The 13,741-nt window shown below is 50.7% G+C and carries 10 protein-coding genes; 4 read left to right on the top strand and 6 right to left on the bottom strand.

The genetic code is table 11. The features are described 5' to 3' along the window. Positions 1–287: 287 nt before the first annotated feature. The 3 genes from smc (at position 288) to ACQ6WK_RS10765 (ending at position 6,984) form a co-directional block, all read left to right on the top strand. Complete coding sequence (gene smc / locus ACQ6WK_RS10775; RefSeq protein ID WP_432797389.1) at positions 288–4,394, top strand: chromosome segregation protein SMC; 4,107 nt, start codon at positions 288–290, stop codon at positions 4,392–4,394. Between the two features lie 137 nt (positions 4,395–4,531). Further along, the gene (locus ACQ6WK_RS10770) at positions 4,532–6,082 is read left to right on the top strand and encodes a redoxin domain-containing protein (RefSeq protein ID WP_432797388.1); all 1,551 of its coding nucleotides are present in this window, start codon (positions 4,532–4,534) and stop codon (positions 6,080–6,082) included. A gap of 92 nt (positions 6,083–6,174) precedes the next feature. Further along, a complete protein-coding gene (locus tag ACQ6WK_RS10765) occupies positions 6,175–6,984 on the top strand; it encodes a TrmH family RNA methyltransferase (RefSeq protein WP_432797387.1) in 810 nt (269 codons plus the stop codon). A gap of 7 nt (positions 6,985–6,991) precedes the next feature. Here ACQ6WK_RS10765 and ACQ6WK_RS10760 read toward each other — a convergent pair whose 3' ends face one another. Further along, on the bottom strand, positions 6,992–8,032 hold the full coding sequence (locus tag ACQ6WK_RS10760; RefSeq protein WP_432797386.1) for an LOG family protein: 1,041 nt from the start codon (positions 8,030–8,032) through the stop codon (positions 6,992–6,994). A gap of 355 nt (positions 8,033–8,387) precedes the next feature. Here ACQ6WK_RS10760 and ACQ6WK_RS10755 point away from each other — a divergent pair, with 355 nt between their 5' ends. Continuing rightward, a complete protein-coding gene (locus tag ACQ6WK_RS10755; protein WP_432797385.1) occupies positions 8,388–8,981 on the top strand; it encodes an inorganic diphosphatase in 594 nt (197 codons plus the stop codon). A 16-nt stretch (positions 8,982–8,997) separates the two neighbouring features. On the opposite strand, the gene ACQ6WK_RS10750 is transcribed toward ACQ6WK_RS10755, so the two are convergent. The 5 genes from ACQ6WK_RS10750 to icd all read right to left on the bottom strand — a co-directional run bounded on the left by ACQ6WK_RS10750 (position 8,998) and on the right by icd (position 13,540). After that, positions 8,998–9,507, bottom strand: coding sequence for a hypothetical protein (locus ACQ6WK_RS10750; RefSeq protein WP_432797384.1), 510 nt, complete (start codon positions 9,505–9,507; stop codon positions 8,998–9,000). Between the two features lie 120 nt (positions 9,508–9,627). After that, complete coding sequence (locus tag ACQ6WK_RS10745; protein WP_432797383.1) at positions 9,628–10,323, bottom strand: phospholipase D-like domain-containing protein; 696 nt, start codon at positions 10,321–10,323, stop codon at positions 9,628–9,630. 346 nt (positions 10,324–10,669) lie between these two features. Then, positions 10,670–11,227 (bottom strand): DoxX family protein, encoded by a 558-nt coding sequence (locus ACQ6WK_RS10740; protein WP_432797382.1) that lies wholly within the window; start codon positions 11,225–11,227, stop codon positions 10,670–10,672. 156 nt (positions 11,228–11,383) lie between these two features. Continuing rightward, positions 11,384–12,217 carry an endonuclease/exonuclease/phosphatase family protein gene (locus tag ACQ6WK_RS10735; protein WP_432797381.1) on the bottom strand — a complete coding sequence of 278 codons (834 nt, stop codon included), beginning with the start codon at positions 12,215–12,217 and terminating at the stop codon, positions 11,384–11,386. 78 nt (positions 12,218–12,295) lie between these two features. Then, positions 12,296–13,540 carry an NADP-dependent isocitrate dehydrogenase gene (icd, locus tag ACQ6WK_RS10730; RefSeq protein WP_432797380.1) on the bottom strand — a complete coding sequence of 415 codons (1,245 nt, stop codon included), beginning with the start codon at positions 13,538–13,540 and terminating at the stop codon, positions 12,296–12,298. Between the last annotated feature and the right edge of the window lie 201 nt (positions 13,541–13,741).

The raw sequence follows: 13,741 nt of genomic DNA, 5'->3' as shown, positions 1-13,741 counted from the left end.
GGCTCTTTTTTATGATTGAGCTTGCCCAGATTGACGGGTTAGAGGAAGCTGTGGGGCATTTCCCGGGGAAATTTGGAAATGGGCTTGATATGCTGGCGGCGGGGTGAAGAATCGGTCATAATGATCGGCGTTCACAAGTCGTGAACAGGACTGAACTTTCGCGTATCATATGGATGATGCGACACGGCAGGTTTTGGCAGTGAGTTGCCGAGATTTGCTGGGGAGAAGCGGCCTGCGGAGCGGGCTGAGATATATAAAGACAAGCGACATGGAGGTCGAGTGCGCCTATGCGATTGGCAAAACTAACCTTAGCTGGTTTCAAATCATTTGCGGATAAGACCGAGATTAAGTTCGACGCGCCGATCGTAGGGATCGTTGGGCCGAACGGTTGTGGTAAGTCCAATGTGGTCGATGCGATCAAATGGGTGCTCGGTGAGCAGTCTGCAAAATCTTTGCGTGGCGGGGCGATGCAGGATGTGATCTTTAACGGATCAAGCGCACGTAAGCCCAGCGGTATGGCGAGTGTGGGTTTGACATTTGAAAATCCACTTGAAGCGGATCGCGGCAATACGCGGCGGCTGCCGATGGATGTAGATGAGGTTGAAGTTACGCGGCAACTCTACCGGGATGGGACCAGTGAATATCTGATCAATGGTAAGCGTGCGCGGTTGCGTGATGTCAAAGAACTGTTCATGGATACGGGTGTGGGGACGGATGCTTATTCTGTGATTGAGCAGGGTAAGGTTGCGCGAATGCTTGAGGCGAACACGAAGGAACGCCGGGCGATTTTTGAAGAGGCCGCGGGGATCAGTAAGTTTAAGGCGCGGAAGAAAGAAGCAATCCGCAAACTTGAGCGCACCGAAACCAATCTTGATTTATGCCGGACACGTTTGGAAGAAACCGAGCGACGGCTGCGATCTGTGAAAATGCAGGCAGCACGCGCGCGGTCCTATCAAACCTACACCAAGCAATTACATGAACTTCAATTGCAGCATGCGCTGGCGGAGTATCACACGCTGAGCGAAAGTTTGTTTGAGATCGGTGATGAGCTTGAGCAAGCAGAAGCGGATCGTGCTGCTGCGGCGCGTGAGCTTGCATCGCATGAAGAGCAATTGAACGATGCGGAGATCGAGCGAGAAGCGATTGCTAGTCAGCAGAAACGGCTAGATCAAGAACGCATGAGCGAGCAAAGCCGTAAGGATCAGGCGACACAGCGAGCGCGCTTTGCACAGACGACGCTTGAAGATCTGAAAGGGCAGATCAAGCGTGATGCGGATCGTTTGGAAGAGCTCGAGGAACGCAGTAAGCAGCTTGATGTTGAACAGGAACAGACGGCCACGCTTGCCGCTGAGCTTGAAGGGCGGCAAGGAGGGATTGAATCACGGTTGGAAGAAGCGCGTGACAGCTATCAGCAGTTACAGCAGCAGGTGAGCGAGAAACGCCGTGAGTTAGAAGATGAGAAGCGGGGGATCGGGCGGATGTTCTCGCAGGTCAATAAGCTGCGGAGTGAGATTCAATCGCTTGAGGTGTATGAAAAATCGCTGGTGACCACGCGGGAGAAGATCGATCAGCGTGCGGCGGATATTGGTTCGCAGCTTGAAGGTTTACTCACAGACCGTGATGATGCGGAAGCAAAGCGAGCTGAGGCGAAGGATCTGCTTGAGCGCGAGCAGAAAGAGCTAGTCGAGCATGAACAACTTGGCGAGCAGTTTGATACGCAGCAGAAGGAAATCTCTGAACGTCTTGGTGAGTTAAAAGAGAATCGTTCAGCGTTAGATTCACGCCGGGCGGTGCTCCAGGAGATGGAAGACAATCAGGAGGGCGTGAGCGATTCAGTGAAGGCTGTGCTCGCGCGTGCTGCGGCTCCACATGAAGAAGATGATGCGGGGACGTTTAGTTTTGTGCGTGGGATCATGGCGGAGCTAGTTGAAGCGGATGTTGATGACGCGGCTGTGGTTGAAGCGGCATTGGGTGATTACCAACAGGCGATTGTGGTGGACCGTCTTGCAGATATCTGTTCATCCGAAGGCGGCAGAGAAGCAATTGAAGCTTTGGCGGGACGAGTGAACTTTATTGCGATTGATCAGCCGCCGTTGCCGCCGCAGCGCGATCTTGAAGCGATGGGTTTTGGTGGTGTAAAACGTGTGATTGATCTGGTGCGTTTCCCGCAGTGGCTCGGCCCGATTGCGTGGCGGATTTTGGGGCAGACGCTTGTGGTACGTGATCTTGATGCGGCGATGATGATGCGAAGTGTTTTACCGGGCGGATACCGTTTTGTCGCAGAGAGCGGCGAGCTGCTTGATACAGATGGGCGCGTACATGCGGGACCGATGGCAAGCGGGGCAGGAGGATTGATCAGTCGTCGGTCAGAGCTTTTTGCACTGGAAAGCCAGATCAAAACGCTGGATGAGCAGATTGGTGCTGATCAGATAACGCTGTCGAACTTGTCAGATCATGCGGCTCATGTTGAGAAGGTTTCTTCGCAACTGCGGAAGTCGATCTATGACGCGACCAGTGTGTGTAACAAGCTGGAAAGTCGTATTGAAACGCTGAGTAGTCAGGTGGAGCGGCTTGAGAAAGAGCAGCCGGGTCTGAGTGAAGAGATCGAGCAGATTCATGAGCAGCTTTCTGAGACGGCGGAGAAACGTGTGGCACACAGCGTGGAAGCTGAGCAGCTTGAGAGCGATTCAAAGCAGCGCGAAGCGGCATGCCAGAAGCTCGAGAATATGATCGAGACGTTTGGGGCGCAAGCCGATCAGTCACGTGAGATGGTGACGAATATTCGTGTGGAAGCATCGCAGATTGCTGAACAATTGACCTCATCGCAGAAGCAGTTGCGGCAGATTGAGATTGCGTCTGCGGATGTGAAGCGGCAACACAAACTGCTTGAAGATCAATTGTCTTCACACCGCGGACGGATTGATGAGCTTGAAGAAACTGAAACGACGTCACGTAAAGAAGCTGAAGACGCAGCAGAGAAATTGATCACATTGACGGCGGAGTGTGATCAGATCGCTGCGAAGGTTGAGGAAACTGACGCGCAGATGCAGGACCTTCGTAAGACGGTGAAGCAGCAGCGTAAGGGATTGGAAAAAGCAGATAACCGGCTACATAAGCTGGAGATGAAACGTAAAGAGTTTGAGGTGAAGCTGGAGAGCGTGCAGCAGCGCGGTTTCGAGCAGCTTGAGCTTGATGTGAAGGCGACGTATCAGCAGGCAGCGAATGAGTATAAGCGGCAGGTGCGTTTGGCGGAACTTGGTCTGAGTGAGGAAGACGGCTGGGATGGCGTGTCGGAAACTTGGTCGCTTTATGGGGTGAGCGTTAGTGCGGCTTGGTCGTTTGAAACTGACAATATCGATGAAAATGATGAGATTGAAGAAGTTTCTGGAGTGATAGAGGCGGAACTTCCAACGAGTCCGTTTGAGATCAATTGGGAAACCGTTGAAGGTGAGATCAACGAATTGCGAGGGAAAATTCATCGCCTCGGTAATGTGAATCTTGATGCGATCGAAGAGCAGGAACTGCTAGAAGTGCGTCATGATGATTTGATTGATCAGGTGAAGGACATTGCAGCGGCAAAAGAGCAGCTTGAAGAACTCATTGATGAAATCAATACGAATTCGCGGACGATGTTCCAAAAGACGTATGAAGAGATCCGAGAGAACTTTGCTGGCAAGAACGGTTTGTTCCGCAAGTTATTTGGCGGTGGTCGTGCGGATGTGATCATGACGGCGGATGAAGATGGGGAGGTTGATGTATTGGAATCGGGGATCGAGATTATGGCGAAGCCTCCGGGGAAAGAGCCGCGATCGCTTTCACAGCTTTCGGGTGGTGAGAAGACGATGACGGCGATTGCGCTGTTGATGGCAATCTTCAAGAGCCGCCCGTCGCCATATGCGATTCTGGACGAAGTCGACGCCGCACTCGACGAAGCGAACGTTGAGCGGTTCACGCAAATTGTGCAATCGTTCTTGGGCTACTCGCACTTCATTATCATCACGCACCATAAGCGCACGATGCAGGCATGTGACATTATGTATGGTATTACTATGCAGGAGCGCGGTGTATCCAAGCGTGTTTCCGTGCAGTTTGATGAGGTCGGTGCTGATGGCGAAATCAACGAGAATGCTGGCAGCGCGAAGCGAGAGAAGATCGAAAAGCCAGCGGTCGGGCCAGAGATGATTGAGGAAGCTGCAGAAGCAGCGGATTCTGACGTTTCAGAGAACGGTATGTCACCGATGCGGAAGCGATTGGCCGCGATGTTGGAAGGAAAAGAGGCGGTTGAAGTTGAGGCCGTCTTGGATCACGAGATTGACCAAGAAAGGCGTAATGACGTAAATGGCCACGAAGAACGAAACGGCACATTCGTGCAGGAAGTTGCTGCGGAGTCGTAATTGGCTGGAATAGGACTAAACAGATGCCCGGTTATCTTTATGACCGGGTTTTTTTATGCAATGTGCATGATGAATATGGCGGCTGTGTAGGGTGGTCGGTATGGTCAAGCTGAGTAAACCTCATTTGGAGTTTTGAGATGAATAAGCGATTTTTTCATGCTACGTGTCTGATGATGGGGGCGGTTGTGTTTTGGCAAGGCACGGCCTTTGGCATGATTGCAGGCAAGGTGGTTGATAGTAACGGTGAGGTAATTGCAGGGGCGAAGGTGTTGCATGTGCCTGCTGAGGGGCATATGACTTTTTCATCCTCAAGAGAGTACGAGAGTGAATCGAAACTTGCCGAGGTGATGAGTGATGAGGGGGGAACGTTTGCATTTACAGATGATGCTGTTGGTGGGGCATTGCTTGTACTAAGTGAGAAGGGATATGCGTCGACGAGTTTAGATGGGAAAGCGGTTGAGGACATAGTGCTAACGCTGTTGCCGTGGAGCAGAATTGAAGGGGAGGTGACGTTGCCAGCTTATTTCAATGCTGAGCGGCGTGTGATGGTGACAAGTTTGATCGAGCCGAAGTATTTGCCGTTTGTGCCATCGACGGTGATCGAATATCGAAAGGATTTGTATTGGAACCAAGCTGGGCCGGTAGATTTCTCGATTGAGCAGGTGCCGGGTGGCGATCAAGTTGGCGTGTTATTGATGGATGTGCGGAAGGATATTTCATCTGGGGTTGGTGTCTCGCCGGGTTTGATTTTGATGTCGAAAGGTATCGAGGTGAAACCAGGTGAAACAATGGTGATAGATTTTGTGAGGCAGGGGCCAACGGTATCCGGGCGATTTGTTGATGATGAAGGCAAACCGCTGCCCACAGATTGGATCGTGGCACAGGGGATGATTTTTCCTGATTTGGGATGGAACGCATTAAGCCCGCCAATGCCGTCGAGTGCGGGTGAAATGTCACGAGAAGACAAGATTGTGTGGATGAAGCAATGGCTTACGAGTTCTGAAGGTAAAGCATGGGAAGCAAAATATTTTGAGGCGAGACATGCAAGTAGAGATTTTTCATACGATTCTAATACTGGCGTGTTTCGGAGTTATAACTTGAAACCAGGTGACTACATGCTTTTGGTGTCGATGACAACGCCGCAGCAATACATGTCACGCCAGATGACCGCTAATCTCGAGTACCGATTTACTGTAAACAAAACGGATAGCCAATTAAATGAAGTAGAGCTTGGTGATGTGCGAGTGAAGGTGGTGAAGACATTCGGTGTGGGTTCGCAAGCACCTGATTTTGAAGTGAAAACATTTGACGATAAGACGATCAAGCTGTCAGATTTTCGTGGAAAGTATGTGCTGATTGATTTTTGGGCGACATGGTGTGGGCCATGCTTGAGGGAGACGCCGAATATGAAAAAAACGTGGGATACATTTGGAAAGCGTGATGATTTCACGATCATTGCATTGTCGCTTGATCCGGATATCGATGCGCCGCGGAAGTATGCTGATACGAAAGGGCTAACGTATCATCAAGGGTTTTTGGGGCAATCAGGATCGAGCAGTGTAGCGGATGATTATCAAGTACGTGGAATACCGTCGATCTGGTTGATCGGGCCAGATGGGAAGATCGTTGCGAAGGATTTACGCGGTTCGCAGATATACGATACGGTTGAACGTATGCTCAATCAGTAAGCTGAATTATTTTTTTGGATATAGAAGCCTTGCAGACGTAGGGCTTTTTCTTTTGCGCGATGCAGGAGTATGATGCAGTGATGGAAATGCGGATGACGCAGCTTGATGATATTGATGATCCGGTAGTGATGGGCTACGCGGATGTTTGCCGTGGTGATTGGCAGGCAAATAGAGAGAGACAGCTGGTGGTGGAGGGTGAACAGCCGGTGATTCGGTTGCTTGACGCACCGGCGGTGCGGTATGGAATTGAATGTATCTTTTGTGAAGCTCAGCGGGCGGAACAGTTTTTGATAGTCCATGGTGATGCGTTATTGCGGAGCGATGTGAAGTGCTATGCGGCGAGTTCGGCGGTGATTGATCATATCGCGGGATATCCGTTTCATCGTGGTGTTTTAGCTGTTGGGAAGATTCAAAAACCCTATGAAATAAGCGATTTATATGATGCGAGATTGATTGTGGCGTGTGAGAAGATTGAGAATGAAGAGAATCTTGGTGTTATCATTCGAAGTGCAGCGGCATTGGGTGCGGGAGGTCTGTTGGTAAGCCGTAAGGGTGTTAGCCCGTGGTCGCGGCGATCGATTCGGGTATCCATGGGAAATGTGTTTGGTTTGCCGGTTGTGCAGACGGATGATCTGATGGGTGACCTTGTATCTTTAAAAGAGCAGAGGATGGCGGTTGTCGGGGCGGCGCTTATGGCGAAAGCGATTGATCTGGTAACATATGAAGTTGGTGAAAAATCTCATGTGTTACTCATGGGAAACGAACATGCGGGGTTGAGCGATGCGGCACTGGCTGCATGTGATGCGCAGGTGATGATCCCGATGTCACCCGGCTCGGATTCGCTGAACGTGGGAGTGGCGGCGGGGATCATGATGTATACATTGTTGAAGGTAAGTGTCTAACTAGTGGTCAGACATCGGGGTGGTTGATAGTGTCGAAGTCGTTGAGTTTGTCGATGAGCATGCGGAGCTTGCCATACTGACTTTTATGTGATTCAAACAGGATGCGTGGGAGTTCGTTGTGTTCACGTTCCTGCTTGAGTGCGGGGCCTTGCGTGATCTTGCCGGTTTTTACAAGCGATCCGAATTCATCATTGAGTTGTTCGAGTTGTGAGTCAGTGATTGCACGTTTAATACGAATGCTCATGGTGTCGAAGACGAACCGTTGGGAATGGTAGTTACGATAGAAGTGTTGGATATGATCGACGGCATCTTGATGATCGTCAGTAATCATGAATAGTGCGAGGTCTTCTTCACTGATCCAACCGTTGTCGAGCAGTGAGTGCTGGACATAGTTTTGCCAGTGATGCCAATAGTTGCTTCCGGGTGCGTCGATGCACACGATGGGAACCATGGGGGCTTTGCCGGTTTGGATGAGTGTAAGCGCTTCGAAGCCTTCATCTTGTGTGCCGAACCCACCGGGGAAAAGGGCAACCGCTTGTGATTGCCACATGAACATGAGTTTGCGTGTGAAGAAATAGCGGAAGTTAATGAGTTTTGGATCGCCTTGGATGTAGTCATTGGCACTGGATTCAAAGGGAAGGCTGATGGACACGCCGAAAGACTTGTCGACACCTGCACCGCCGTGGCCGGCGCGCATGATGCCGTCGCCAGCGCCGGTGATGACCATCCATCCTGCTTCCGCGAGTGCTTTGCTGAACTTGACGCATGCAATGTAATCAGGATGATCTTCGGGGGTGCGCGCTGATCCAAAGATCGAAATGCGCCTGCCTGGATATTGTTTAAATACCTTAAGCGCGTATCGCATCTCTTTGAGTGAACGAGAAATTAATTTCTGTTCGCCGGGATCGGCTTTGTCTCGGGCAAGTTTGATAATGGTGTGCATCATTTCACGGATGCGTTTGCCGCTGGCGTATTCTGGATTTTCACCGGCGTGGATGACCGCCTGATCTAATAAAGCAAATAATTCACGATCGTTCATTTCCGACATTGCCGAACTCACTTCTTAGTATGTATCGATATCTTTTCCATTTTCTTTAGCGGGCATTGTAGACGCTGGGTATAGGAGCGGGCTAGTCCGATATGTAAAATTTGTGTTTTGGTGAGTGGGAGATCGCAAGAAAACACACCGTTATTGATTGTGATTGATGGTTGAGATTGTGATTGCCGATGAGCGGTAGGCGGGCGAATGGCGTCTCGATCCCTTCGTGAGTAGCAATTGGGCAATAGGTATTTGCCACGTGGGTATGAGGACTGATATGATTTGCCGCGAGAAAAGCGAGAAACAGATGTGCTACGAGATCGTGGCCGTCATTAAAATCAGGATGTGAACGAGGAGTTGTTCAATGCCTTTGCCAAACCGCTACATGCACATTAAGCCCGGCCCACAATTGCCGGATGTGATTAATGGGATTGTTGAAATTCCTAAAGGCCGCCGATCTAAATTTGAAGTAGATAAAAAGACGGGTTTGATCAAGCTCGATCGTTATCTTTATTCATCTGCGATGTACCCGGGTGATTATGGTTTTATTCCGCAGACGCTTGCGGAAGATGGTGACCCACTCGATGTTTTGATCATGGTCAATGAGCCCACATTTGCGGGATGCTTGATTGAGGCGCGTCCACTTGGCTTGTTCCGCATGACTGATCGTGGCGAGAACGACTATAAAGTATTGGCTGTGCCAAACACGGACCCGATCTTCGCAGACTTCCGTGATCTATGGCGCGTGCCGCCGCACTTCTTGCGTGAGGTTGAGCACTTCTTTGCAACTTATAAAGCGCTTGAAGGTGATAACTATGTTGAAACGTTAGGTTGGGAAGGGCACGATGCTGCTGAGCGTGAGATTTTGGATTGCATCAAGCGTTATCAGGATGCGAACCCGAATCGACATGGTGATGATGAAGAGATTCCGATGACGGCTCGCCGTGATGAAGACTGATCCATGCGCATCAGTTTTACATGTTGTCTCTGACGATGGCGATGATGATAAGAATGATGTAAGCCAACCCGATGGCGAGCCCGACGATGCCGCAGATACGGCCGGCGGTTGCCATGCCTCTTGAGCTATTGCCGCATTTTCCGTCACGGTAATCGCGTTTAGCAAGGCCTCCGAAGATGATCGCAAGGGTGCCGAAGATGCTGCCGGGGACACCCCAGAAGCAACAGGTAATTACAGAAAGAATGCCGAGGACGAGGGAGGTGATGGCGTAACCGGAGGTAGGTTTGAAGCCACCTTGCAGGGAGAGATTGATGTCGGTACCACATTCAGGGCATGATGTACCGATCGCGATACCGGTGAGGTTGTAGCCGCATTTAACGCAGTGGATGTTTGTTGGTTGAGGTGATTGGTTGCTGGGATGCTGGGGCGGATTGTTGGAAAAGGATTGGTTTTGCGGTGTGTTTGGCTGTGGCGGAGGGATTTGTGGTTCATCATCCTGTGGTGGTTTGTCGAATGAATCATTCATATTCTGATTTCCATTTTGCAAAATTGGATCACACGAGCAGCATAGTTCGATCTCTGACGCATGTAAATATTAGTCCGTTGTGGTATGCGGCAATATGTTTGCTGTTGTGGGGTATGCGAACTAGGCGAACTCACGCCAAAGTTGATCGAAGCATTCCGTATATTCGTGGATGATGCGTTGGTCGTGCAGGAGCAATAGGTTTTCATGGTTACGTGTTGCTCCACGGGTCCAGTTGTAGCTGCCAGTGAACAGATGTTTGCCATCGATGATCGCGAATTTGTGATGCATGTGATTACTGGTGCGGTCGGTGCGGATTGGGATGCCGGCGATGTGCATGCGCGCGATGTCGGAGCCATCGTCGAGCGATTTATCATCATCGGTAATCAGGCGGATGGGAATGCCTTGTCTATGTCGGCGAATGAGTGTTTCAGTGATGTGGTCGTCGGTGATAGTGAAAACACAGATATCGATGGCGCGCTTGGCGTTTTGGATGACTTGGTTCAGTAATTGGACACAGTCGTGGCCTGGTGAAAAACAGACGGTAGGTGTGGGGTGATGATCATTGGATGGGCAGGCTGTGTTGTCGATGATCTTGTCGAGACGTTCGAGCCAGCGGAGGATGAGTTTCGGATGATCCTCAATCAGGTCGTCAGCAAGTCGGAATGCGGTGTTACGGAGGTACGCAAGGCTTTGTGGGTCATCTTGCAGATCTTGCGCGATTTGGCGGAAAGCTTTGGATTCGTTACGAGATAGTCGTAAATCTTCGAGGCTGTCACGCAAAGCTTCTTCGAGTTCGGATTGTAACTGTTGTTTCAACGTGGTCTCACTTTCTATGGCCATCGCCAAGGTGGGCAACATAGTTTAAGTGAAACACGGGTGGGATTAAATCGCATTGACTTGAATATGTGATGTAAAAGCGAGCAGCCCGTGATGAATTGGGCTGCCCACAAGGGGGAGGGATACTATCATTTGGCACAGTTTGATCATCAAAACGGTGTATGTGAAGCACCGCTGAGGTTCTACGAGTTAAACGTGTAGGCCACATGTTTTATTTCGAGGGGCAACGGGATCTTGTGATTTATATTGCGGGGTGATGTGCCGCCAAAGAAAAACCCGGCAGTAGCCGGGTATTAGTTTTGGTTTGAATATTTGGTGAGGTGATTTATGCGTGTCCTTCGCCGGTCTCTTCTTCGTCCTGATTCTGATCGTCGGCAGGTTTGTTGTCGCATGCCTCGGTTTTGCTGTCGTCACATTCCGTTTTGCATTTGCTGCCACCGCAGCAAAGACAGATCAATCGATCGATGCTGATACAGCCGGGGCCAGCGAAGAGGAATGCGATCGCAACGACGCCAAGAACAGATTGGTATTCGTAGCCATTGTTTTGCATGGAGAACCCGTTTGCGAGATGGACCGAGTAGATAGCGACAGCCATGATGATGGCGAGTGCGAGAGAAGCAGGGCGTGTGAAAAGACCGAGTACTAAGAGCACGCCGCCGACGAGTTCTCCCCATGCTGCAACATAGACCGCCAGCTCAGGCAGCGGAATGTTGAGTGTTTTAAAGTATTCGGTGGCGTTTGCGACGCCGGGTCCGTCAAACCAGCCGAAGAGTTTTTGTGTGCCGTGGTAGATAAAAACCCAGCCGACCATGAGACGGAGCAGTAAGGGGCCCAAGCCGGACTTGGCCAGTAGGTGTGTGAGGGTGAAGTAGGCTTTACACATGATCAGCTCCCAGTGTTAGGATCAATGTTATAGAAAGAGACTGAGCGCAGTCTGAGGTATTGCATCGTCATAATGGCGATGAGCAGGGTAGAGCGTTTGCGAGCGGATAAGTCAGGGTGGCCCTGTATGTTTGGCTGAGAGAACTAGTGAAGAGGATTAGTTGCTGTGTGGATTTGAAGGTTTTGTGATGGCCTGTGGCTTTACTGTAAAGAAGCCTATGAGCGGTTGATGATCTGAGCCACCACCATTGAGAGTAAATGTATCGAAGCAGTAAAGGGGGGATTTGTAGTAGATGTGGTCGACTTGGTTACTGAATTGGAATAAGCCAATGCGCTGGTGCCATGTGTGTGCATAGGGGTGGAATTCATCAAGCGCGTTGATGTAATTGTGCTGTTGAAGGAAGCGTGCTGCATCGTGATTGGGATGAACATTGAAATCGCCAAGAATGATATGTGGCTGTTTTGGATTAATGGCTGGCAGGTAGGATTGGATCTCTCGGAGGCGATCCTTGCCCCGGGTCAGCCATGCATTCAACGTGAATTGACGTTCATGATTGACGGGTGCGTGTAGATGGACCGCAAGTATTTGCAGTGGGCCAATGGGCGTTTCAGTCTGGACAAGCCACGCAGGATATTTATCTGCTGGTGAGGGGAGATAAGCGTTGGTATGAAAAGAAAATTTTGAAAGAATGGCGAGCCCGCCACCATATTCGTGATGTTTGAATTGTGTGTATGGATAGTGATTATGCAAGGCGGTACGTAGTCTCGATTCCCACATGGGATTGGTTTCTTGGAGCACAACGATATCGGGGAGATGGGTTTTGATCAGAGCGACGGTAGCTGCGTGGTCAGGCAAATCGCGATTGATGTTGTAGGTCATGATGGAAAAATAACGGCCGGTGGGTGATTCTGCGCGACGCGGAGCATGGCAGCCAAGCATGGCTGAAAAGCAAAGGATGATTATGATGGCTTTGAAACGTAGCATGTTCATGTGAGGTTTCAACAGGCATGTAAATAAAAAAGCCCGTGCGAGAGGCACAGGCTTTTGAGTGTAAAGTCTAACCGCGAGTTAGTCCATATGCTTGATGATTGCGTCGCCAAACTCTGAACATTTCAGCAGTGTTGCGCCATCCATTTGGCGTTCAAAGTCATAGGTCACGGTCTTTGCACCGATCGCGCCGTTAAGGCCTTTGATGATCAGGTCTGCCGCTTCGTTCCAGCCGAGGTGACGGAACATCATCTCGCCGGAGAGGATGACCGAGCCTGGGTTGACCTTGTCTTGGTCGGCATATTTGGGTGCGGTGCCGTGGGTGGCTTCGAAGATGGCGTGGCCGGTGTCATAGTTGATGTTGCCGCCGGGCGCGATGCCGATGCCGCCAACACATGCAGCGAGTGCGTCAGAAACATAATCGCCGTTGAGGTTCATGGTGGCGATGACGGAGTATTCAGCAGGACGTGTAAGAATCTGTTGCAGGAATGCATCAGCGATCACGTCTTTGATGGTGATAGTCTTGCCATTGTTCGGATTTTTAAGTGTGCACCATGGGCCGCCGTCGAGTTCGGTTGCGCCGAAGTGATCCTTCGCAGTTTGGTAGCCCCAGTCACGGAAAGCGCCCTCGGTGAACTTCATGATGTTGCCTTTATGGACAAGCGTCACGGAGTCACGATCATTATCGATGGCATATTGGATGGCAGCTTTAACGAGACGTTCGGTGCCTTGCTGTGAAGTAGGTTTGATGCCGATGCCGGTGGTATCGGGGAAGCGGATTTTGCCAAAGCGATCGGGGAAAGCTTCTTTGAGTAATGCTTTGAACTTGTCGCAGTCGTCGGTGCCTTCTTCAAACTCGATGCCGGCATAGATATCTTCGGAGTTCTCGCGGAAAATAACCATGTCGGTGAGTTCAGGGCGCTTCACAGGGGAGGGTACGCCTGTGAAGTACTGGACTGGGCGTAGGCAGGTGTAGAGGTCGAGGATCTGACGAAGTGCGACGTTGAGCGAACGGATGCCGCCGCCGACCGGCGTGGTCAGTGGGCCTTTGATGCCGACAAGATATTGCTTGAAGGCGTCGAGCGTTTCATCGGGCAGCCAACTGCCGGTTGCGTTGAATGCTTTCTCGCCAGCAAGGACTTCTTGCCAAGCGATTTTCTTTTCGCCGCCGTAGGCTTTTTCGACAGCCGCATCAAGGACCGCCTGTGAGGCTTTCCAGATGTCACGGCCAGTACCGTCACCTTCAATAAAGGGAATGATCGGTGTGCTCGGCACGTTTAGCTTGCCATTGGTCAGTGTAATCGGCTCACCCGTCGTCGTGGTCATATCACAATCTCCAAATTGCTTGGTTGGTTTCTCTGGTGTTTGTCCCCGCCTTGGGAGGTGCCCACGCATTCCCAGTCAAACCATTATGGCGATCATCGCTCAATGCTCAAATATATGCATGAACCGGGTCCGGATCATACAACGCCGAAAGAGAGCTTTCGATACACATTGTTACGGGAGAGATGTGTCCTTAAATGCAGG

The organism is Poriferisphaera sp. WC338 (assembly GCF_050931845.1).
In the GTDB taxonomy this organism is placed as follows: Bacteria; Planctomycetota; Phycisphaerae; order Phycisphaerales; family Phycisphaeraceae; genus Poriferisphaera.
Note: the sequence above shows the minus strand (reverse complement) of the source record. Positions and strands in the feature narration are given on the sequence as shown.